Raw genomic sequence first — 21,994 nt, 5'->3', positions numbered from 1 at the left:
GCCTGGCGGCTCGGACGCCGACCTGGCTTGGGCGAGCGCGACATCGCTTCGCGATCTGGCCGGTGGGGCTCGCCTCCGGCTTCGCCCCACCCGCCAGATAACGCGCTCGCCGACGGCCGAGGCACTTTGAGACAGGTCTAGGCCACGTCCGCCAGGGGCGGCGCCCGGCCGGGTCCGGCCTGACCGGCTCTTTGCGCCCTGTTGATCTCCACCTGCCCGTCCTGGGGAAACACTCTAGGTAGGCAACTGAGCGCAGAGGGTGGGGGACGTGAACAAGAAGCATGTGAAGCTGGCGACGATCGCCTTCGTGGCCTGGTACGTCATCAGCAGGCCCGAGGCGGCGGCCAGCCTCTTCAACAGCGCCCTGGGCGGTCTCGGGAACGCGGCCGAATCGATGTCACAGTTCGTGAGCGCGATCCCCTGACCGGGGGAGTCGTCGCAGGCCCCGTACCTGGACCCGGGTGCGGGGCCCTCGCGCGTCCGGGGTGATCAGAAACTTCCTTCGCCGTCACAGTAAAATCGCGCTTTGCGAGGACCCGGAGATGGGCACAATTGGATCGGGTCAGTGTGTCGCGCGGCTACTACAGGGACGGCGTTCCGATGAAGAAGAACCTCCGCTACGTTGCCATCGCCTTCGTCATCTTCTACTTGTTGAGTTCACCACGGGACGCTGCGGGCGTTGTGAACAACGCCTTCGACCAGCTTGCCAACGCCGGCAACCAGCTTGCCTCGTTCGTGAACGCCTTGGGCACCTGATCCCGGGCCGGCCGCGGGCTCCGGGGACCGTCCCCCGGAGCCGGCGGTGCCGGCACGGTGCCGGTCGGGGTGGGGCAGCGCCGATCTCCTAAGATCGGGAGATGTCCATCTTTGACGTAGAAATCGCGGGTCTGCGCGGCGGAAGCGCGGACCTGGCGCAGTACCGGGGCAAGGCCGTTCTCGTCGTCAACGTCGCGTCCAAGTGCGGTCTCACCCCGCAGTACTCCGGTCTGGAGCGCCTCCAGGAGACCTACGCCGGGCGCGGCTTCACCGTGCTCGGCGTGCCCTGCAACCAGTTCCTCGGCCAGGAGCCGGGCAGCGCCGACGAGATCGCCGAGTTCTGCTCGGCGACCTACGGGGTGACCTTCCCGCTCACCGAGAAGGTCGAGGTCAACGGGGACGCCCGGCACGCCCTGTACCAGGGCCTGGTCGGTACGCCGGACGCCGAGGGGCACACCGGTGACATCCGGTGGAACTTCGAGAAGTTCCTGATCGCCCCCGACGGGACGGTGGCGGTGCGCTTCGCGCCGGCCACCGAGCCCGAGTCGGCCGAGGTCGTCGGCGCCATCGAGCGGCACCTCCCCGCCTGAACGGCCGCGCGGGCCGCGCCTCCGGGCGCGTCCCGCCGGACGTGGCGCAGATCACAGCGGGCGATCTCGCCGGGCCGGGCGGGGCGGTTGTCGTCATTCGACGATGCGTCTAACTTGAGTGCTCCGAGCGAGGACGCGGGAGGCGCGCATGCCCGGCTGGACGGCAGACGACATTTCCGACCTGCGCGGGCGGCGGGCCATCGTCACCGGCGCCAACAGCGGCCTCGGCTACCACACCGCGTTGCAGCTCGCCCGGCACGGCGCCGAGGTCGTGCTGGCCTGCCGCAGCGCCGAACGCGGCCGGGCCGCCCGCGACCGCATCGCGGCGGCCGTCCCGGACGGCGACCTCGTCCTCGACTCCCTCGACCTCGCCGACCTGGCGTCGGTGCGCGAGTTCGCGGGCAGGCACGCGGGCCGCCCGCTCGACCTCCTGGTCAACAACGCGGGCGTCATGGCCCTGCCGCACCGCACCACCGCCGACGGCTTCGAGATGCAGTTCGGCACCAACCACCTCGGTCACTTCGCGCTCACCGGGCTGCTGATGCCCGCGCTCCGCGCCGCCTCCGCGCCGCGCGTCGTCACCCTCACCAGCGGGTTCGCCTGGACCGGGCGGCTCCGGTTCGACGATCTCCAGGGCGAGCGCCGCTACCAGAAGTGGGGCGCCTACGCCCAGGCGAAGCTGGCCAACCTGGTGTTCGCCAAGGAGCTCGCCCGCCGCGCCGCCGGGCTGACCAGCGTCGCCGCCCACCCGGGCTTCGCCGCCACCAACCTCCAGCAGGCCGGCCCGAGGATGCAGGGCAGCAAGCTGATGGAACGGGCGACCGGCTTCGGCAACCTGGTGATCGCGCAGTCGGCCGCCATGGGCGCCCTGCCCTCGCTCTACGCCGCCACCGCCCCCGACGTCCAGGACGGCGCCTGCTACGGGCCGCGCCTCTTCCAGTACCGCGGCAGCCCCGTGAAGGTCGCCACGCCCCCGAAGGCCGCCCGTCCGGAACTGGGCCGCCGCCTCTGGCAGGTCTCCGAGGACCTCACCGGCGTCATCTACGAGATCCCCGCGCGGGGCTGAGTCCGCGCGCAGGGCTGACCGGGCGTACCGGGCACGTCCGGCGGCCGGCTCAGCGGTGGCCGGGAGCCGCGGGCGCTGGCTGGGTCAGGCCGCCGACGGCCTGGGCGATCGCGGCGCGGATGACGGTCTCGGCGCCCGCCGGGCGGCGCTGGGCGATGCGGGCGGCGGCGTCGACGATGCCCTGGATCAGCTCGGCGCGCAGCTCCGGATCGGCGACGCCTTCGGCGGCGAGCGCGGTGACCAGGGGACGCAGAAGCTGCGCGTGCCCGTCGCGGATCCGCTCGCGGGCCGGTTCGGCCAGGGCGTGCTCGACCAGGGCCACGGCGGCGGCGTGCCGGCCGTCGGTCATCAGCTCCAGCTGCGCGCGGACGTAGGCGTCGATCTTGGCGACCAGGCCGGGGGGACCGGCCAGCGTCCGCTCGACCATCGACGCCCAGCGCGGCAGCTCCTCCTCGACGATGGCGGCGACCAGATCGTCCTTGGACCGGAAGTACTCGTACAGGCTGGGCCGGGACAGCCCGACCCGGCGCGCGAGCGCGGCCAGCGACAGCGCCTCGATGCCCTCCTCGGCCACCAGCGCGCGGGCGGTGTCGAGGAGGGTGCGAAGCTGGCGGGCGCGGTGCGCGGCGACCGTGGGCTCGGAGATTCTCGGCACCGGCCCATCCTACGTTCGCCACGGAATGTCGGCATGTGCTCCGAGCCGGCCCGGACCGGTCACGGTCCCTGGGCGGGGTCCCAGTCGAGGGTGGCGGGGAGCGCGCCCTCCAGGGTGAGCAGCCAGCGCTTGACCTCGACGCCGGTGCCGCCGCTGTAGCCGCCGAGGCCGTTGGAGGCGACGACGCGGTGGCACGGCACGATGAGCGGGATCGGGTTGCCGCCCATCACCTGCCCGATGACCTGGGCGTGCACGCCGGTGCCGCTGCGGTCGCCGAGCTGGCCGTAGGTCACGACCTTGCCGTACGGGACAGACGCGTAGAGCGTGGCCAGCACCTGGCGGTTCACCTCTGCCGTGAGCCGCCAGTCGATCGGGAGGCCGAACGGGCCCTCGTCGCCGCCGAAGTAGGCGGTGAGCCGGTCGAGCGCGGGGGCCAGCCGGGCCGGGTCGGCGACGACGGGGAGGCCTGTCCGCTTGGCCGCGCGGTCGCGGGCCCCGGGGGTGTCGCGGAACGTGAGCATGGCGACCCCGGTCTCGGTCGCGCCGACCAGCAGCCGCCCGAGCACGGTGTCGACCGCGCCGAAGGCGAGGGTTTCGGTCATCAGGACTCCTTTCGCCGGACCAGCCTGGCACGCCGGTGCGTCACTCCGGTCGAACACCGGCGGGTACGGCCCGGTTGCGCGCCAGGACCGGCCCCGCGTGAGGACGGGGGAGAGGCCGCTCAGCCGGGAGCCAGCGTCCGGTGCAGCCGCCCGGCCTCCTTCGCCAGGCGGCCGGATCCGCCGCGTCCGGCGACCTCGGCCAGGCCCGCGACGACGCCGCGCGCGCCGGTGGCCTCCGCCGTGCGGGTGCCCAGGGCGAGCAGATCGGCCAGCCCCGCCGCGGGGCGTGCGCCCGGTGCGGGCAGCAGGCCGGGCAGTGCGGCGGCGACGACGGTGTGGACGGCGCCGTGCGCACCGGCCTCGGCGGCGGCGCCGAGCGCCTGCGTCACCCGGTTGATCTTGACCGTGCCCTGCGCGGAGAGCGTGGCGACGGCGGCGCCGAGCTCGGCGGACGGGAGCCGCCCGCGCCCGCAGAACGCCAGGAGCGCGTCGGTGGCGCCGGCGCGGTCACCGGTGTGCCGCGAGGACAGCCCGTGCGCCAGCACCGTCGCGGTGGCCGCCCCCGTAGGACCGTCGGTCTCGGCGAGCCCGAGCAGGACCTCGCCCTGGTCCCAGCGGTCGTCGCCCCACTCGGGGCTGTACGGCAGCAGGTGCGCCGCGGCGACCTCGGTGTGGGACGGTAGCGACCCAGGCCACCAGGTGGTCTTGCCCCAGAAGCGGCTCCGGGGGATGCGCGTCCAGGGCCCCGACTCGGGGAGGCCCCAGAGCCGCGCGATGTCGCGGGGCACGCCGTCCGGCACGGTGACCGTGGGCAGGACGGACGTTTGGTGGGTCGGCTCGTTCGTCCCCGAAAGCGGGACGTCGGCGCGGGGCAGCGTCAGCGACTCGCACTCGACGGCCGGATCGGCGAGCCCGCCCGCGGCAAGCCAGGAGGCCACGGCCCGTCCCTCCTTGGAGGACAGGCGCCCGGCCCGCGTCACGGCCCCGGCGTCGACAACGCGCGGGACGCGCAGCAGCGCCTGGGCGAGGTCGGCGGCGCCGGGCCGGACCCCCGCCGCCTCCAGCCGTTCGAGGCGGTCGACGAGCTCCCCTGGATCGACGTGGCCGCTCGCCGCCGTCGGGGTCGCCAGCAGCGCCGGAACCCGTCCGACCGCCCCCGCGATCTCGCGCATCCGCCAGACCAGGAACCGGTGCAGGAGCGGCTCGCGAGGCCGGTCGCGAAGCCAGGCGTCGCCCCGGCGGAACGCCGCCGCGGGGTGGAACACCTTGACCCGGGACCCAGAGAGCAGCGCCTGCGCGCAGAAGGCCGCCCACACGCGCGGCGAGTACGAGTTCATCTGCCCGCCGTGCCCCAGCCAGGGCGTGATGTCGGGGGCGGCCCGCTCGAGCGCCCCGCGGGTCCCGTCCGGGTCGCGGTAGGCCAGCTCGACCAGGCCGGCCAGCAGCCGCTCGATGCCGGGCCGGTCGTCCTCGCCGTGCAGCGCGGCGAGGAACTCCTCGGTCAGCCCGGCCGCCGAGCCGATCGGCGCGGGCAGCTCGCGCGGCTCGAACGGCGGCGGGCCGGACGGGCTGGACGGGACGGCGGGCGCCGCGACCGCGCCGAACGCCGCCGCGATCAGCTCGCGCTGGTCGGACGGCAGCTCGGACGCGGCGTCGCGGACGGCCTCCCGCACGCCGTCATCGGCCTCGGCCGCGTACCGCACCGCCAGCTTCACGGCGCGTTCGCTCAGGTCGGCCGCGTCGGAGGCGAACAGGACGGTCACGGCGCGGAGCGTCGCGCCGACCCGGTCGCGCCTGCGGGCCGTGCGGCCCAGCCAGGTCAGCGCGGCGCGCAGGAGCTTCTTCTCCGGACGGAACAGCAGCGCGCCCGCGGCCTCGTCGAACAGGCCGGCGTCGAGCCGTCCGGCCTCGTCGGCGCGGACCACCTCGCGCAGCGCGGCCTCGGCCACCACCGGCGGCGCGGCCGGGAGGAGCCGCACGTGGTCGCGGGTCCGGTCCGCGGCCTCGTCGGCGGTGGGCTCCAGCGCGTCGTGCAGCCGGACGAACGAGCGCAGTTCACGGGCGGTGCCGCCGCGCAGGAACCGGCTGACGCAGCCGTCCAGCAGCACCTTGCGGTCGACGCGGCCTTCGCGCGCGAGCGCGGCCAGCTCGGTCGTCCAGTAGGCGGGGGACCCGACGCCCGCTCCCGGGCTGGTGAGCGCCGTGCCCACGCCGTCGGCCTCGAACAGCCTCGGGAGCAGCGCGTCGAGGAACGGGTCGTCGCGGAGCCGCACGGGCGGTCCGCCCAGCGCCACCCACCCGAAGACGAAACCGTCCGAGAGTGGGGGCTCGAAGCCGCCCTCGCGGGCCAGCTCCGCCGCGATGTGCCAGAGCAGGCCCGAGTCCCAGAGGTCGCCGGACGGACGGATGCGCCCGGCGACCCGGCGGGCGACGTCGGCGCGCCACTCGGCGGGCCGGCCGCGGGTGGCCTCGCGGACCTGGAGGGCGGCCCGCTCGTCCCGGCCCTGCCCCCACGGGCGCAGGTCGGAGCGGCACAGCCAGGTCGCCGCCGCCGCGGCGCCGCCGATGGTGCAGGCCCCCGCGACCAGCAGCGACTGCGCCACACGGTCGCCGAGCCCGCCCCGGCCGGTCTCGGCCACGCGGGCCCGCAGGTACGCCGGGAGCTCCTTGGCGACGGCCCGGCGGGCGTCGTCGCCGAGCCCGCGGACCAGCTCCCCGACGCCCTGGGCGTCGCCGGCCTCGATGCCGGCCCGGACCTCATCCCATGCGCTCATCGGCGACCTTCCCCCCGGTCAGCGCGCTGGACGAGACGGGCGGCGAGGACGTGCTTGCAGGGGCCGCGCCCGCCACGGTGGTCGATCCACCATTGGCACGTGCAGGACGCTTGGTCGCCGTCGATACGGACATGCCGGTCCTGCTCGTTGCTGCGGACCACGGCCACGCCCTCACCGGTGAGCCGCACGGCCCCGCCGTCGGCGAGCGCGTGCGCCGACCGCAGCCGCGGATTGAGGGCCGACACGCGCGAGGGGTCGTAGGGAAGCTCGCGGTGGAAGAACGCCGCCTCGGCGGTGTCGAAGCCGACCCGCCCGGACGTGCCGAGCTGCGTCAGCGCGGCCTTCACGCGGGCGAGGCCGATGCCGGAGCGCTCGGCCAGCAGGTCGGGCTCGACGCGCGGCTCGAACGACAGCAGCGCCCCCAGCAGGTCGGCGTCGCCCGCCGCCTCGTCGGTGGCGAGCGCGTCGAGCACCGCGCCCTCCCCGGAGAACCCGCGCGACGGCTCGGGCGACAGCGACAGGACGTACCGCATCCCGGGAAGCTCCAGCTCCCAGACGCTGGAGACCGGGCCGCTCCCGGGGTGGACGGCCGGGCCGTACACGCGCAGCGCGCGGGCGAAGCGCAGCAGCGGCAGCATCGTCCGCAGCCGGTCGGGGCCCGGCAGGCACACCGCGCCGGGGACCGGACGGGACGTGACGCGCAGGGACCGTCCGGCGGGCACCGCCCACAGCGTCCCGCGCACGCCGCTCCTGCCGCCGGGCAACCCGCGCAGGAACCGGACGGCATCGGGACCGGCCGTCTCGGCGCGCGGATCGAACCCGGCGGTGATCACCTGGACCTCGGCGAAGCCGCGCAGCCACCGGTCGGGCAGCGGCACCTTCTTCTCCACCACCGCGCCGTCGAGCGTGGTGACCGCGAGCTCGTCGGCGCCGACCGCCAGGTGCAGCGGATCGGCGCCGCCCACCCGCGCCAGCGCCTCGCGCAGTGGCCCGTTGACGTCGACGTTGGTGGTGCCGCGCTCGTGCACCTCGCCGTCGAGCGCGGGCTGGAGCACGTCGAGCCGCGCGTAGACGCCGCAGCACGCGGAGAACGACTCCATCCGGAGCCGGTCGCCATTGCACGTGACCACCGGGTCGCGGAACCCCGTCGGCCTCGGCTGGAAGTAGCGGGTCCGCGCGACGTCGGCCAGCGCGAGCATCGCCGCCGCGGCGGGCGCGGCCTGGGTGAGGAGCCCGCTGAAGAAGCGCGGGTGCGCCGCGGGCCCGGCGGACGTGATGCCCCCCGAGGTGGACAGGCCGAGAAGCCCGCCGGTGAGCCCCGAGGGGCGCGTGTAGGTGAAGCCCTGCGCAGGGCCTGCCGCTGTCGCCGTGTTGGCCATGCGGCAGAACCTAGGACCCGCCGCCGACAGAACAGCGGAACGCTCAGCGGCCGGCAACGGATCGGCGGCCGGGGACGGATCAGTCGAGCTGGCCGGGGAAGAGCAGCGCCAGCTCGCGCGGGTATCCGCCGATCAGCCGTAGTTCGTCGTCGGTCAGCGGCCGGCCGGTCATCGCGTTGCAGAGCTGGACGAGGGTGAACGCCAGGTCCGGGTCGGCGGGCTCGATCCCGAGGCCGTCCATGACGTGCCGGAACCCGGCCTTGCCGCCGTACTCCCCGGTCAGCACCACCCGGCCCGGCCGCGCGTGCCAGTCGGCGGGGAACGCGCCGAGCGTCTCCTCGTCGTACAGCTCGTAGTTGCCGTGGTCCTTCAGCGCCCCGTCCGCGTGGATGCCCGACTCGTGCGCGAACGCGTTGCGGCCCACCCCGACCTGGTTGTACGGCAGCGGCTGCCCGAACGCGTAGCTCGCCCACAGCGCGAACCGCCGCACCCAGGACAGGTCGATCGGATCGCCGATCCCGCCGTCCCCGCCCGCCTCCGGGCCGCCCTCCCCGCGGTGGCCCTCCAGCCCGAAGCCGTGCCGGAACGCCAGGATCGTCGACAGCAGGTCGGCGTTGCCGGAGCGCTCGCCGATCCCGTTGACGCAGGTGTTGATCCACGCGTCCTGGCCGGCCTCCAGGTCGCCGAGCGCCCCCGAGATCGAGTTGGCGACGGCGAGGCCGAGGTCGTTGTGGCAGTGCGTCTCGACCGGCATCCCGACGGCCGTGGCCAGCTCGGCGAACCGGGCCCGGATCCGGTCCGGGGTGTCGCCGCCGATCGTGTCGCAGTACCGCACCCGGTCGGCGCCCGCCTCCTTCGCGGCGAGCGCGAACTCCTTGAGGAACCCCTCGTCCGTCCGCGAGCCGTCCTCGGCGTTGACGCCGACGGTCAGCGCCCCGCCCGCCTTGGCCGCGCGCACCGCCGCGGCCATCTCGCGGACGATCGCGTCCCGGTCCAGCCGGCCGCGGAACTTGTTGGCGATCATGTAGTCGGACGTCGAGATCGACAGGTTGTAGTGGGCCAGGCCGAGCGGCAGCGACCGTTCCACGTCCTGCACCACGCCGCGGCACCAGCCCGACAGCCGCAGCGGACCGAACGCGCCCGCCTCGGCCAGTGCCACCTGCGCGCGCACGTAGGGGACCTCGTGGAACAGGAACGGGAAGCCGATCTCCGACTGCGCCACGCCGAGCCGGCCGAGGTAGAAGTTGACCACCGTCTTGCCGAACTTGGAGAGCCCGGTCCGGGCCGTCTGCACGCCGTCGCGGTTGGTGACATCGAGGAAATGGATCTGAGGCATGGCCACAGATTGACATCGGCATCCACATGTATCAATATTGATCAAAATCAATGTCAGGGGGCCGGGATGGCGGAGAACGACCAGGCGGGCGAGTGGATCGGCGCCTCGGCCGCCGCCGAGCGGCTCGGTGTGAAACCCGCCACGTTGTACGCGTACGTGAGCCGCGGCGTGCTGCGCCGCAGGCACGCGCCCGACGGGCGGCGCAGCCTCTTCGACGCCGTGCAGGTCGAGGAGCTCGCGCGGCGCGGCAGGCCGCGCAGGCCGCCCGGCCCCGGCGAGCTCGCGATCGAGTCGGCGATCACCATGCTCGGGGCCGACCGGCCCTTCTACCGTGGCCGCGACGCGCTGGACCTCGCGGGGGAGCGCGGCTTCGAGGAGGTCGCCCGCTGGCTCTGGACCGGACCGGACGCGGCGGCCTCTCCATCCCCCTCCCCGCACACCGGCGGCCCTCCCCCCGGGGACGGCTGGCGCGCGTCCGCCGAGGGCGTGGCCGTCGCGGTCGCGGCGCAGGCCGGCCTGCCCCGCGACCTGCTTCCGCTCGACCGGCTCCAGCTGATCACCGCCGCCCTGGCCACCGCCGACCCGGTGCGCTTCCCTCTCGACCCGCCCGCGGTGACCGCCACCGCCCAGACCCTCATCGCCGGCCTGGTCGAGGCCCTCCCGCCGGCCGCACCCGAGCCCGTCCCGGCCTCGGGCTCGGTGGCGGAGCGGCTGTGGAGCCGGCTGTGCCCCCGGCCGCCCGAACCGGGCCTGCTGCGGGCGATGGAGGCGGCGATGGTCCTGCTCGCCGATCACGAGCTGGCCGCGTCGACGCTCGCCGCCCGGGTGGCCGCGTCCGTGCGCGCCGACCCGTACGCCGTCGTCGCGTCCGGCCTCGGCGTGCTGAGCGGCCCGCTGCACGGCGGCGCCTCCTACGGCGCCGAACGCCTGCTCGGCGAGATCGGCGGCCCCGGCGACGCGGCCCGCGTGATCGGCGAGCGGCTGCGCGGGGGCGAGCGCGTCCCCGGCTTCGGGCACGCCGTCTACAAGTCCGGCGACGCCCGCGCCACGCGCCTGTTCGGCCTGATCAGGGCGGCGGCGCCGGATCACGGACGCCTCGCGGTCGCCGACGCCGTCGTGGACGAGGCCGTCCGCCGGCGCCTCCCCGCCCCCAACATCGACCTCGCGCTGGCCGCGCTCGGCGCGGTCGCGGGCATGGTCCCCGGCGCGGGCGAGGCGCTCTTCGCGGTCGCGCGCACCGCCGGGTGGCTCGCCCACGCCATGGAGGAGTACGCGCGGCACGCCCAGATCCGTCCGCGCGCCGTCTACACCGGACCCGTCCCGGATCCGGCCGGGTCCGCCGGACCGCCTTAGGTGCCGGACCGCCTTGAGCCGGGGGTGTGCGTGGGCGCACGGTGACCGGGGGTACGCTCGTTGTCGTGCGACGGTTCTTCACTCCCGGCTGGCTGGGCCTCCATGCGCTGGCGATCGTGTTGTGCGCCTCCTTCCTCGGTTTCGGGTGGTGGCAGTACGACCGAGCGCAGGCCGGCAACGACCGGAGCTGGGCCTACACCTTCGAATGGCCGATCTTCTCGATCTTCGTGATCGTGATGTGGATCAAGATGATGCGGGACGAGCTGAGCGGGGACGAGACCCGCCAGGCGCCCAAGGTCATCGAGGAGCCCGCGGCGGCCGCGGTCAAGCGCGAGCTCATCCGGCAGCACGAGGCCGAGGACCCCTCCCTCGCCGCGTACAACCGGTACCTCGCCCGGCTCAACGCCGAGAGCCGCGGCTGAACCCCGGCCCGGCACGGTCCGGGCCCCGGCGTGGCCCGCGCCCGGCGGTGGCGCGGCTCCGAGACGGCGGCGACGTGCCGCCGAACGGTACTGCTGAACGGCCCGTCCGGCCGTCCGACGAAAGGCGTGATCTGTGGAAGCGGCGGTGACCAGGTACCGAGTCCTGGCCCTGGTGGTCGGGACGCTCTTGGTGCTCCTGGTGGTCGGCATGGTGCTCAAGTACGGGCCGACCGACGAGCCCGCCCTGGCCGGCATCGTCGCGCCCGTGCACGGCCTGCTCTACATGGTCTACCTGGTGATCTCCTACGACCTGTGGCGGCGGACCGGTTGGACGCTCGGCCGGATGGTCCTGATCGTCTTCGGCGGCGTGATCCCGTTCATGACCTTCTTCGTCGAGCGCAAGGTCGTCCGCGAGGCGCGGGCGCTCGAGACCGCGAACGCGACCGCCTGACGTCCCTCCCGCGGAGGGACCGGCCGCCCGGCACCGGACGTGCCGCGGCCCGCGGAGGGGGACGCCTCCACGGGCCGGGCTCATCGCAGCGATCCTCACTGCTGTGCGGGCGACCGGGACGGGGGTCGGACGTGGTGCCGGTCGCCCTGATGCGTCGGCTTCCGCCGAATCGGGTCGGTGCTGCTCTCACCCCCCTTCCTCCGCCGGAACGCTGCACGGTGAGGGTCGAAGGGGGAGGCCGGGCCGGCGGCACTGCTCGAAGGTGCCGCCGGCCCGGTGGTGAAGGACGCCGATGCTGCGGGGGCGTACGGCATCGGCGCCCGGTGATGGTCGAAGTGCCGCGGGAACCGCGGCGGGGCGGCCTGCCGCCGCGCAGCGCCGCTGCGGCGGCAGGCCGGTCGCGATCCCGGGACCCGCGCGAGGGAGGGGACGCGCGGGTCCGGGCCGGCGGGCCCGGTACGGCCGAGGACCCGAGGTGTGTCTCCGCGCGCCGCCGCCGCCGCGTGCACCGTGGAGCCCAGGGGGCGGTGCGGGGTGCGGTGCGGCGGGCCGGGAACGCCCTCGGCCGTACGGACCGGGCCGAGGGAGAAGGGGACGCGGTCGGTCGGGTGCACGCGATCCTCCCCTCGACGGGCGCCGGAGCCGGGCCTTTGCCGGCCCGAGGGTTTCTCCTTTACCCAGTGTCACGATCTCGTTGCGGTAAGTACCCGCGCGCCATGGTCACGTAAACCCAGGTCAACAAAGAATCGTGATCGCGATCTTGACTTTGCCGGGCCGTTGCCCGGCGTGTGGTGGTTCGGCCGAATGAGCCCCGCAGGTCGTCCCGCCGCGGACCCGTCCCGGACCGTCCCGGACCGCCGCGCGGGGTCGCGCCGACGGATCAGATCCAGCCGCGGCGGGCGGCCTCCATCCCGGCCTGGAAGCGGTTGCGGGCGCCGAGCTCGTCGCTGAGCGCCTTCATCCGGCGCCGGGTGGTGCGGGTGGACAGCCCGAGCTGCCGGGCGATCGCGTCGTCCTTGAGGCCCATGGCCAGCAGCTCGATCAGCTTGCGGTCCTCACCCGCCGGGCCGCCCGCCGCCGGGGGCGGCGGCTCGGCGAACGGGATCGCCCGCTGCCACAGCGCCTCGAACAGCATGACCAGCGAGTCCAGCAGCGAGGAGGGGTGCACCACGATCGTCTGCCCGATCACGTCGTCGGCGACCAGCGGCAGCAGCGCGATCCGCCGGTCGGCGATGACCAGCTTCATCGGCAGCCCGGCCAGGACCCGGGCCTCCTCCCCGGCCGCGCGCAGCTCCTGGACGGTGCCGGGCGCGCCCGGCGGCGCCAGCGACTCGGGGGCGTAGATGGCCCGCCACCGCACCCCGCGCGCCAGCACCGGCCGCTGCCAGGGGTTGCCGCCCGCCTGCACGTACGGCGGCCGGTCGAACACCAGCATCTCCTCGGCGACCGTCATCTGGACCTGCGCGAACCGCCGCGCGGACGCCTCCGCGCCGGAGACGATCTCGACCAGCTCGCCCGGGTCGCGGCCCTGCCCGGACGCGCGGAACTGCGCCATCAGCGCGTCGGTGGCCAGCCGCAGCCGGTTGAGCTGCTCCATCCGCCGGTTGATCAGGATCTCCACGGCCGCCTCGGGCATGGCCGGGGCCCAGCGGCGCGGCGTGCCGGACGCGCGGGTGACCAGGCCGTGCCCCTCCAGCCGGCTGAGCGCGCGGGACGTCCGCGCGGCGCGGTGGCCCTGCCGGGCGGCCAGCTCGGCGGTGGTGCTGCCGGGGGCGGCGAGCACCGTCCGGTAGACCTCCTCGTCGGCCGCCGACAGCCCGATGGGCTCGAACAGGTGCGGGTCGTCGAAGCCGGTCATGGTCCCTCCTCCTCCGCTGAGGTGATCAACACCGTAGATGGCACATAGGTGCCGTTGTCACCAGACGGACGGTCGAAAGCGTCGACAGCGATGATCTAGGTCGCGTAGGACCTGGGGGGACACCCGACGAGAGGGAGCCCCAGTGACCCGTCCCGGGACCACCAGCGGACGCCGCCGCGGCGGCGCGCGCCGCCTGAGCCGCGCGGCGGCGGCGATCCTGCTCGCCGCCGGACCTGCGCTCGCCGTCCTCCCGCCCGCTGCGGCGGACGGCGCGGACCGCGAGGAGAACCTGATCGTCGAGCTGGCGGGCGCGCCGGCCGTGACCGCGCCGCCCGCGCGGGACGACGGCGGGACCGCCCAGGCAGCGCGGGCCGTCGCCGCGCGGCGCGGCGCGGTGCGGACCGCGCAGCGCGGCGTGCTCGCGGCGGCCGAGTCGCGCGGGCTCAGGCTGACCGAGACCCGTTCGTTCACCCTGCTGTTCAACGGGGTCGCGGTGCGGGCCCGGCAGCGCGACCGGGCGGCCCTCGCCGCGCTGCCCGGCGTCGTGGCGGTGCACCCCGACCTGGTGATGCGCCGCGCCGACACCGCGAGCAACGAGCTGACCGGCGCGGCGCAGGTGTGGAAGCGCAAGGCCCCGGACGGGCGGGCCGCACGCGGCGACGGCGTGACCGTCGCGGTGGTCGACACCGGCGTCGACTACGGCCACCCCGACCTCGGCGGCGGCTTCGGCGCGGGCCGCAAGGTGGTGGCCGGGTACGACTTCGTCAACGGCGACGGCGACCCCAGGGACGACAACGGGCACGGCACCCACGTCGCGGGGATCGTCGCGGGCGACGGCGGCGTGCAGGGCGTCGCGCCCAAGGCGACGCTGACCGCCTACAAGGTGCTGGACGCGCGCGGCGGGGGCACCGAGTCCGGCGTGCTCGCCGGGCTGGAGGCCGCCGTGGACCCGGCCTCCCCGCATCCCGCCGGCGTGGTCAACATGAGCCTCGGCGCGCCGGGCGACGGCACCGAGCCGATCGGGCGGGCCGCGTCGGCGGCGGTGCGGTCCGGGACGGTCGTGGTCGCCGCCGCGGGCAACGAGGGCCCGGGGGCGGGGACCGTCGCGACGCCCGCCGCCGCCGAGGGCGTCCTCGCGGTCGGCGCGAGCACCAGCGGGGTCCGGGTGCCGCGGCTGAGCGTGGTGGAGCCCGGACGGCAGAAGCTCCAGGCGTACCGGAACGCGCTGTCGGCCGACCCGTCCGCCCGCCCGGCGGAGGCCGCGCTCGTGGACGGCGGCAAGGGCACCCCCGAGGAGCTCGACGCGCTCGGGGACCTGAGCGGAAAGATCGTGCTCCTGCACGGCGGGAGCGCGGCGGGCCGGGAGGCCGCCGCGCGCGACATCGAGGGCCGCAAGGGCCGCGCCGCGCTCTTCGGCGCCGACGGCGTGCCGGTGCCGCAGCTCGCAGGGGAGCGGCCCGTCCCGCCCGTCCAGGACAGGTACGCGACCGGCGGCGCGCGTCTCGGCGGCCTCGTCGTCCTGGACGTCGACGGGTACGAGACCGCGCACCTGCGCGGCCTGCTGGGCAAGGGGGCGGTCCGGCTCCGGCTGGCGTCCGACGACGCCACCGACCGGCTGGCCGACTTCAGCGCGCGCGGGCCGTCCGCACGGTTCGGCGCCAAGCCCGACCTGGTCGCGCCTGGCGTCGGGATCCTCTCGACCGTCCCGGGGAACGGCACGGCGCGGATGTCCGGGACGAGCATGGCCGCCCCGCACGTCGCGGGCGCCGCGGCCCTGCTGCGCCAGCTCCACCCGGGCCACCCGGCCACCGCGATCGGCGGCGCGCTCACCGGCGGCGCCCGGCGGCTGCCCGGCCTCGCCCCGTCCGAGCAGGGCGCCGGGCGGCTGGACGTGCCGGCGGCGGCCGACGTGAAGGTCTCGGCCTTCCCGGCGACCCTGTCGCTCGGCCTCGCGGGCCTCGGCGGCGGCACGGTGCGCGCAAGCGGGACCGTCCACCTGTCCAATCCGGGCGCGAAGCGGGTCACCACCAGGCTCCGCGCGCGGAACGCGGGCGAGGACGGCACGGTGACGATCTCGCCGCGCACCGTCTCGGTCCCGGCGGGCGGCAGGGCCGACGTCACGGTGACGGTCACGGCCCGCACCCCGGACGGTGACACCGACCTCACCGGGTGGATCGAGTCCGACGGCGGGGCCCGGGTAGGCGTCCCGTATCTGCTGCCGGCACGCCATCTGCGCATGTACGTCTCCCCGGACCCGAGCGACGGCGCGTCCGAGGCGTTCGTCTACAGCCCCGCCGCGCTGGAGGCCGCGCCCGTCGTCACGGTGACCGCGCCGGACGGGAGGAAGACCGAGGTCACGACCAGGCTCGACCACGGGAGCTGGTGGCGGGCGCCGCTGCGCGGCGAGGCCGCCGGCACGTACCGGGTCGCGGCCCGCGCCCGCACGGCGGCGGCCACAGGAGGGACGACGCTCGCGGGCGCCGCCGCGTTCGAGGTCACCCCGGCCGACGCGCGCGGCGCGCACTGGGACCCCGTCGGCCCCAACTCCGGCTCGGGCGCCCTGGCCACGTCCCCGGCCGCGCCGGCCCAGCTCGCGCTGACCCAGTTCGGCGACTCCGGCGTCTGGCTGACCACCGACGCCGGGCAGACCTGGGCGCAGCGCCGCCGGCTCCCCGTCGGCCCGTCCGCCGCGGGCGTCGGCAAGCTGGTCGTCGACCCGCGCGACGGCCGCCGGATGTGGAACGCGGTGGCCTCCGGGTCGCTGCTCACCGGCCAGGTCGACCCCGCCTACCAGGGCCGGATCCTGCGCACCGAGGACGGCGGCCGGACCTGGACGACCCTCGACTTCCCCGACGTCGCGGTCGAGGCCCTCACCGTCGACCCGTCCGGCGCGATCCTGGTCGCCGCCGCGGGCGACGCGCTGTACGTGAGCCGCGACCGGGGCGCCACCTGGCAGGCGCGGGCGGCGCCGTGGAGCGGGCCCGCGGCCGGGCTGACGATCTCCGGCGGGGTGCTCTTCGCCGCCGCCTACGACGGGGTCTGGACGGTCCCCGGCATCACCGGCGACGCCCCCGGCCCCGGCCGGCTCGCGCTCGCCGAACGCGGCACCGGCTTCGTCCACGGCGACGCCGAGATGGTCGTCACGACCGGGGTGTCGGGCGTGGTGCGCGGCACCCGCGACGGCGGCGCGACCTGGAAGGAGCTGTACGAGCTGCCGTCCGGGACCCCGCAGAGCCTGAAGATCGTGGACGGCGACGTCTACGTCGGCGCCCTCCGGGAGGAGCACGTCGGCCGGGACCACGGCGCCGCCTGGACCCGCTGGAAGGAGCCGATCTCCGGCTCGGTCGAGACCGACTTCGCGTCCTGGACGGCACCCGGCGGCAAGCGCGAGGTGCTGCTCTCGTCGGTGCGTGCGGGCCTGTTCGGCACCCGCGACGCCGGCGCCGGCTACGCCCGCACCGGCATCCAGGGCGCCACCGCGCACGACCTCGCGGTGGCGACCGGCGCGGACGGCCGTCCGGCCCTCATCGCCGCCACCGACTACGACGTCTACCGGACCGCGCTGCCCACCGGCCCCGTCACCGCCGCCACCCGCGAATGGGGGACGGCGAAGGAGGCGCACTTCGGCACGGCGGTCGGGCAGCTCGCGGTGTCGCCGCGCGACCCCCGCGAGGTCTGGAAGATCACCACGGTCCCGTCGGTGGACACCTTCACCGTCCAGCGCAGCCAGGACGGCGGGGCCACCTGGAAGCAGCTCGTGCGGACCCAGGAGACCCCGTTCGACCTGCTGATCCACCCCGCCGACCCGCGCCGGATCGTGATCCCGTTCAAGTCCCTGCAGGGCATCGGCCTGTTCACCAGCGCCGACGGCGGCGCGACCTGGCGCAAGTTCCTGCACGACCAGGTGTTCACCACCGTCGCAGGCGACCCGCGCGACCCCGACCGGCTCTGGCTGGGCGGCGCCGGCGGGCTGTGGCGGTCGGACGACGGCGGCCACACCCTGCACAAGGTGGACGGCGCGAGCGTCACGAAGGTCTTCACCGACCCCCGTTCGCCCAAGCGCGTGGTGGTCGCGGCGGGCTCCGACATCCGTGTCAGCGACGACAACGGACACACTTTCCGTGCCGCCCGTACCGGCGGCCTGCCGATGAAGGTGACCGACATGGTCGCGTCCCCGACGGACACCCGCGTCCTGTACGCCGCAGCGGGCGCCTATAGCGACGCCGCACTGCTCAAGGGCGGGCGCGGCGTGCTCCGCAGCACCGACGGCGGCCGGACGTGGGCCAACCTGTCCGGCGACCTACAGAACACCTCGGTCACCTCACTGGCGCTCAGCCCCGACGGCGCCTGGCTGTACGCGGGGACCCAGCACGGAGGAGCCCACCGCCTCCACCTCCGCTGACATCCGCGCACCGACCTCAGCCGGCCTCACCTGCGTTCTGGACTCCGTCGAGAACGCAGGTGAGGCCGAAGGCGCTATCGCCCGGCGGGCCGTCCTCGGGGTGCGGGGCGCCCGTAAGCTGATCTTGTGTCAGAGGATCTCGGGCGGCCGGAGGCCGTCGCGGCCGACTACGCGTGGATCGGTGCCGAGGAGGACGACGGCCTGTTCTCGGCGTACTGCCTGACCTTGGTGCGCGGGATCACCCCGCGGGAGTTCATGGACCGGCTCGGTGCGCGGATCATGTTCGACGCCCTGAGGCTCGGCGAGGAGTTCACCGACCTCTCCTTCCAGTACTGGGACGAGCCGCATCACGGCGACGTCCAGTTCATCGGCGCGACGGCGGTGACCGGGGACGGCGTGGACTGGACCCTGGCCCTGGAGGTCAACGGCCATCTGGGCGTGACCCCCTCGGTCGTGGTGCCGGTCTCGGCGGGGACCCGGCTGGTCTCGCACCGCTACAACGGCGGCAACGCCTTCGGCGGCTTCCTCTGGATCGAGGACGGCGACGTCCGGCTGGACTTCGAGCCCCTGTTCGCCGGCCACCGGGGCGGCAGCACCCCGGACGCCCTCCTTGAGGACATGCGGCAGATCGGTTTCGACCTGGAGGCGGACGGCGAGGACGTCGGCCCGACCACGACGGCCGCTTTCGCCCTGGCCGAGCGGCTCACCGGAGTCCGCGTGACCGCGGCCATGCTCGACGACGCGGTCTTCCTGTGCGGCACGGCCGCCGACCACTGAGCAATCTTTCCATTTTGGAAATTTTGCCGTGGCGGCATTAATTTGCTACGGTTTCCGGCATGACACCGGATGACGCTACTCATCTCGGGCTGCGCGAGCGCAAGAAGCGCGAGACCCGGGTGGCACTGAGCCAGGCCACGATCCGCCTGTGCGTTGAGCGCGGGTGGGAGAACGTGGCGGTGGAGGACATCGCCGCCGCGGCGAACGTGTCCGTGCGCACCTTCCGCAACTACTTCTCCGGCAAGGCCGAGGCGATCGCGGCCCTTCACCTGGAGCGCATGCTGCGGGTCGCCGACGAGCTGCGCGCCCGCCCGGCCGATGAGTCGTTGTGGGACTCGGTCGCCCACGCCGTGCAGACCCGGTTCGCGGCGGGCGGGCAGTCGGCGCCCGACCGGAGATGGGCGGACGGGCTCCGGCTCATGCTGGCCGAACCGGCTTTGCAGGGCGAGGTCGGCAAGGCGAACGCGGCCGCGCAGGACGAGTTGGCCCGCGCGGTCGCCGGACGCACCGGCACGGACGCGGCGCGTGAGGTGTATCCGAACCTCGTCGCCGCGGTGGTCGCCGCGGGCAGCGCGGTGGCCGTGGAGCACTGCCTGCGGACCGACGGCCAGACCTCCCTCGGACCGGTGCTGGCCGAGGTCTTCGCCGCCCTCGCCGCGGGACTGCCCGTCCCGTAGCGGACCGCGCTCATCCGGTTGTTCCCCGCCCGGCGCCGCCGCCGGGTCGGTTCGTCCTGCCCTTTTCCGTCATGTCAGATCTATTCAGGGGAGAACATGTCCGTGAGCACCGATGTCGTCATCGCCGGAGGAGGCCCGAACGGGCTGATGCTCGCCTGCGAACTGAGCCTGGCCGGCGTCCGGCCGATCGTGCTGGAGCGGCTGTCGGAGCCGAGCCCGGAACCGAAGGCCAATGGCCTGCTCGGGCAGGTGGTGCGCATGGTCGACCACCGCGGACTGTACGAGCGGCTCAGCGATGCCCCGGGGCCGCCGCGGCCGAACTCCGCCTACTTCACGTTCGCCGCGATGGGCCTGAACCTGAGCCTGCTGGAGGACAGCCCGCTGTACGGCCTGGCCGTGCCGCAGCAGCGCATTGTCCAGATCCTGGAAGAGCGCGCCACCGAACTCGGAGTGGACATCCGGCGCGGACACCAGGTGATCGGCCTGACGCAGGACGACGACGCCGTCACTGTCGACGTCGCCGGCACGGACGGCGACTACCGGGTGCGGGCCCGCTACCTCGCCGGCGCGGACGGAGCCCACAGCCTCACGCGCAAGCTGTCCGGAATCGGCTTCCCCGGCGTCAGCTACGACCGGACGACCACCCGCACGGCGCACGCCTCCGTCCCGGCGGGCTGGGTGGACGCCGGGACCGGCGCCCTGAACGTGCCCGGCCACGGCGCCCTCCGGCCGTTCCTGTCCCACCGCACCGAGCACGGAGGGGTCTCCTACGCGCCGTTCCCCGGCCACCCCCCGCTGATCAGCACCACGGAGTGGGACCAGCCCGAGTCCGGGGAGCCCATGAGCCTCGACGAGCTGCGCGCGAGCCTCGGCCGCGTCCTCGGCGCGGACCTCCCGGTCGGTCCGCCGCAGGGGGCGGGACCGCACGTGCTGCGCCGCCTGACCGGCGGCAACACCCGCGTCGCCGAACGCTTCCGGGACCGCCGGGTGTTCCTGGTCGGCGATGCCGCGCACGTCTACGCCTCGGGCGGCGGCCCCGGGCTCAATCTGGGCTTGCAGGACGCGGCCAACCTCGGCTGGAAGCTCGCCGCCCGGATCCGCGGCACCGCCCCGGCCGGACTGCTGGGCAGCTACGAGACCGAGCGCCGGCAGGCCGCCGGCCGCATGGTCATGAACGCCCAGGCGCAGTCCGCGCTGATCGCCCCGGGCGGCGACGTCACCGCGCTGCGCGACCTGTTCATCGAACTGCTCGGCCACCGGGACACCGTCCAGCACCTCGCGGATCTGCTCGCGGGCGCCGACGTCCGCTACGACATGGGCATTCCCGAGGCCCACCCCCTGGTCGGCCGGTTCGCGCCGGACGTCGAACTGGACACCTCCACCGGCACGGTCCGGCTGGCGGAGCTCGGCAGGACCGCACGGCCCCTGCTGCTCGACCTGACCGAGGGCGCGTCGGTCGCTGAGGCGCTGCCGGACGGGACCGACCGGGTGGACGTCGTCACCGCGCGGCCCCACCCGTCCGCGCACGCGTTCACCGCCCTGCTGCTCCGCCCCGACTGCCATGTGGCGTGGGCATCGGACTCGTCCAACCCGGATGCCGCCGAACTGGACGGGCTCCGGGCCGCCGCACGGCGCTGGTTCGGCTCACCGGTCCCGGCCGGGAACCCGGTGGTGTGATCCACGCGGAGGGAGTGCCTGGCGCGTGCCCGCTGCCTCGGATCGGAGGTTCGCGCCATCGAGGGGCGGTCGCCTGCCGGCCGCCCAGACGGCCAGCGCGCAGGCCGCGAATCCGGCCCCGAGGAGACTGGAGCCCGCCCAGCCGTGGGCGGTGAAGGCGGCGGTGGTCGCGGCTGCGCCGAGGGCGGAGCCGAGCGAGTAGAAGACCATGTACGCGCCGATGACGCTGCTGGTGCGATCCGGGTGCGCGGCGGTGAGCAGGTGCTGGCTGCTCACATGCACGGCCTGGACCGCGAAGTCGAGGGCCACGATTCCGACGATGAGGAGCCACAGTGACCACGGCAGCTGCGCGATCGCCGCCCACGCGAGGATGAGCAGGGTGAGGGCGAGACCGGTGACCGGGGCCGTCCGTCCCGCGTCCGCCCACCGTCCCGCGCGTGCCGCGCCGAGTGCGCCGGCGAGTCCGGCGATGCCGAACAGTCCGATCCGGCTTTCGCTGAGCTGCCATGGCGGGTCCGCCAGCGACACCGACAGCCCGCTCCACAGGGTTCCGAACGATGCGAACAAGAAGAACGCGATGAGCCCGCGGGTCAGGACGATGCGCTGCCCGAACAGTCCGCCGAGCGAGGCGACGGCCCGCCTGTACCCCGCAGGCCGGTCGGGGCGCTCCTCCGACGGCAGCACGACGAGGACGAGGGCCGCGAGCCCGAGCGACAGCACCGCGAGGACGGCATAGACGCTCCGCCAGCCCCACACGTCGGCGAGCGTGCCGGTGACGGCCCGCGCGCCCAGGATGCCGACCACAACGCCCGAGGTCACGACACCGATGTTCCGTCCGCGTTCGGCAGGCGGCGAGACCGACGCGGCGTAGGCCACCGCGGTCTGCACCACGACCGCGAACACCCCGGCCGCCGCGAGCCCCGCGAACGCCACCCACGCGGCCGACGCCGAGGCCGTCAGGATCATGCCCGCCGCGGTGAGCGCCAGGTGCACGGCGATGAGCCGGCGCCTGTCGACCACGTCGCCGAGCGGCACCAGCAGCACCAGCCCTGCCAGGTAGCCGAACTGGCCGGTCGCGACGATCCACCCGGTGAGTTCCGCCGGCACACCGAGATCCCGTCCCATCGGCGCCAGAACCGGCTGCGCGGCATAGATGCTCGCCACCGCGACACCGCACACCACCGCGAGTAGCAACCGCCGCCACACGTCCATCGCACCC

18 protein-coding genes are annotated in these 21,994 nt (G+C 75.0%); 11 read left to right on the top strand and 7 right to left on the bottom strand.

Annotated elements, in window-relative coordinates; genetic code table 11:
* Nucleotides 1-268 precede the first annotated feature (268 nt).
* The 4 genes from QP090_RS21415 to QP090_RS21400 all read left to right on the top strand — a co-directional run bounded on the left by QP090_RS21415 (nucleotide 269) and on the right by QP090_RS21400 (nucleotide 2,412).
* Nucleotides 269-424, top strand: a complete 156-nt coding sequence (locus QP090_RS21415; protein WP_285940901.1) for a hypothetical protein — start codon at nucleotides 269-271, stop codon at nucleotides 422-424.
* Nucleotides 425-600: 176 nt separating this feature from the next.
* Complete coding sequence (locus QP090_RS21410; RefSeq protein ID WP_285940900.1) at nucleotides 601-756, top strand: hypothetical protein; 156 nt, start codon at nucleotides 601-603, stop codon at nucleotides 754-756.
* A 101-nt stretch (nucleotides 757-857) separates the two neighbouring features.
* On the top strand, nucleotides 858-1,346 hold the full coding sequence (locus QP090_RS21405; RefSeq protein ID WP_285940899.1) for a glutathione peroxidase: 489 nt from the start codon (nucleotides 858-860) through the stop codon (nucleotides 1,344-1,346).
* Nucleotides 1,347-1,494: 148 nt separating this feature from the next.
* Nucleotides 1,495-2,412, top strand: coding sequence for an oxidoreductase (locus QP090_RS21400; RefSeq protein ID WP_285940898.1), 918 nt, complete (start codon nucleotides 1,495-1,497; stop codon nucleotides 2,410-2,412).
* Between the two features lie 49 nt (nucleotides 2,413-2,461).
* Here QP090_RS21400 and QP090_RS21395 read toward each other — a convergent pair whose 3' ends face one another.
* The 5 genes from QP090_RS21395 to QP090_RS21375 all read right to left on the bottom strand — a co-directional run bounded on the left by QP090_RS21395 (nucleotide 2,462) and on the right by QP090_RS21375 (nucleotide 9,158).
* Entirely contained in the window at nucleotides 2,462-3,067 is a 606-nt protein-coding gene (locus QP090_RS21395; RefSeq protein WP_285940897.1) for a TetR/AcrR family transcriptional regulator, read from the bottom strand.
* A gap of 59 nt (nucleotides 3,068-3,126) precedes the next feature.
* Nucleotides 3,127-3,669, bottom strand: a complete 543-nt coding sequence (locus QP090_RS21390; RefSeq protein ID WP_285940896.1) for a methylated-DNA--[protein]-cysteine S-methyltransferase — start codon at nucleotides 3,667-3,669, stop codon at nucleotides 3,127-3,129.
* A 119-nt stretch (nucleotides 3,670-3,788) separates the two neighbouring features.
* Nucleotides 3,789-6,443: a DUF6493 family protein gene (locus QP090_RS21385; RefSeq protein WP_285940895.1), complete on the bottom strand. Its 2,655-nt coding sequence runs from the start codon at nucleotides 6,441-6,443 to the stop codon at nucleotides 3,789-3,791.
* Nucleotides 6,440-7,822, bottom strand: a complete 1,383-nt coding sequence (locus QP090_RS21380; protein ID WP_285940894.1) for an SWIM zinc finger family protein — start codon at nucleotides 7,820-7,822, stop codon at nucleotides 6,440-6,442. Before QP090_RS21380 ends, QP090_RS21385 begins: the two co-directional genes overlap by 4 nt.
* Nucleotides 7,823-7,901: 79 nt before the next feature.
* The gene (locus QP090_RS21375) at nucleotides 7,902-9,158 is read right to left on the bottom strand and encodes a hydroxymethylglutaryl-CoA lyase-like TIM-barrel protein (RefSeq protein ID WP_285940893.1); all 1,257 of its coding nucleotides are present in this window, start codon (nucleotides 9,156-9,158) and stop codon (nucleotides 7,902-7,904) included.
* Between the two features lie 66 nt (nucleotides 9,159-9,224).
* Here QP090_RS21375 and QP090_RS21370 point away from each other — a divergent pair, with 66 nt between their 5' ends.
* The 3 genes from QP090_RS21370 to QP090_RS21360 all read left to right on the top strand — a co-directional run bounded on the left by QP090_RS21370 (nucleotide 9,225) and on the right by QP090_RS21360 (nucleotide 11,384).
* Entirely contained in the window at nucleotides 9,225-10,511 is a 1,287-nt protein-coding gene (locus QP090_RS21370; RefSeq protein WP_285940892.1) for a citrate/2-methylcitrate synthase, read from the top strand.
* A gap of 65 nt (nucleotides 10,512-10,576) precedes the next feature.
* Complete coding sequence (locus QP090_RS21365; protein ID WP_285940891.1) at nucleotides 10,577-10,933, top strand: hypothetical protein; 357 nt, start codon at nucleotides 10,577-10,579, stop codon at nucleotides 10,931-10,933.
* Nucleotides 10,934-11,078: 145 nt separating this feature from the next.
* On the top strand, nucleotides 11,079-11,384 hold the full coding sequence (locus QP090_RS21360; protein ID WP_285940890.1) for a DUF3817 domain-containing protein: 306 nt from the start codon (nucleotides 11,079-11,081) through the stop codon (nucleotides 11,382-11,384).
* Nucleotides 11,385-12,264: 880 nt separating this feature from the next.
* On the opposite strand, the gene QP090_RS21355 is transcribed toward QP090_RS21360, so the two are convergent.
* Nucleotides 12,265-13,242, bottom strand: a complete 978-nt coding sequence (locus QP090_RS21355) for a helix-turn-helix domain-containing protein (RefSeq protein WP_285940889.1) — start codon at nucleotides 13,240-13,242, stop codon at nucleotides 12,265-12,267.
* A 142-nt stretch (nucleotides 13,243-13,384) separates the two neighbouring features.
* Between QP090_RS21355 and QP090_RS21350 the strand changes: the two genes are divergently transcribed.
* The 4 genes from QP090_RS21350 (at nucleotide 13,385) to QP090_RS21335 (ending at nucleotide 20,775) form a co-directional block, all read left to right on the top strand.
* The gene (locus QP090_RS21350) at nucleotides 13,385-17,644 is read left to right on the top strand and encodes a S8 family serine peptidase (protein ID WP_285940888.1); all 4,260 of its coding nucleotides are present in this window, start codon (nucleotides 13,385-13,387) and stop codon (nucleotides 17,642-17,644) included.
* A 126-nt stretch (nucleotides 17,645-17,770) separates the two neighbouring features.
* Nucleotides 17,771-18,421: a DUF6461 domain-containing protein gene (locus tag QP090_RS21345; RefSeq protein WP_285940887.1), complete on the top strand. Its 651-nt coding sequence runs from the start codon at nucleotides 17,771-17,773 to the stop codon at nucleotides 18,419-18,421.
* A 59-nt stretch (nucleotides 18,422-18,480) separates the two neighbouring features.
* Complete coding sequence (locus tag QP090_RS21340) at nucleotides 18,481-19,098, top strand: TetR/AcrR family transcriptional regulator (protein ID WP_285940886.1); 618 nt, start codon at nucleotides 18,481-18,483, stop codon at nucleotides 19,096-19,098.
* Nucleotides 19,099-19,200: 102 nt separating this feature from the next.
* Nucleotides 19,201-20,775 carry an FAD-dependent monooxygenase gene (locus tag QP090_RS21335; protein WP_285940885.1) on the top strand — a complete coding sequence of 525 codons (1,575 nt, stop codon included), beginning with the start codon at nucleotides 19,201-19,203 and terminating at the stop codon, nucleotides 20,773-20,775.
* Here QP090_RS21335 and QP090_RS21330 read toward each other — a convergent pair.
* Complete coding sequence (locus QP090_RS21330) at nucleotides 20,743-21,987, bottom strand: MFS transporter (protein WP_285940884.1); 1,245 nt, start codon at nucleotides 21,985-21,987, stop codon at nucleotides 20,743-20,745. The two genes, QP090_RS21335 and QP090_RS21330, sit on opposite strands and share 33 nt — an antisense overlap.
* Between the last annotated feature and the right edge of the window lie 7 nt (nucleotides 21,988-21,994).

The organism is Actinomadura xylanilytica (assembly GCF_030283145.1).
Taxonomy (GTDB): Bacteria; Actinomycetota; Actinomycetes; order Streptosporangiales; family Streptosporangiaceae; genus Spirillospora; species Spirillospora xylanilytica.
The sequence above is the reverse complement of the archived record's forward strand: the minus strand, read 5'-3'. Positions and strand labels throughout refer to the sequence as shown.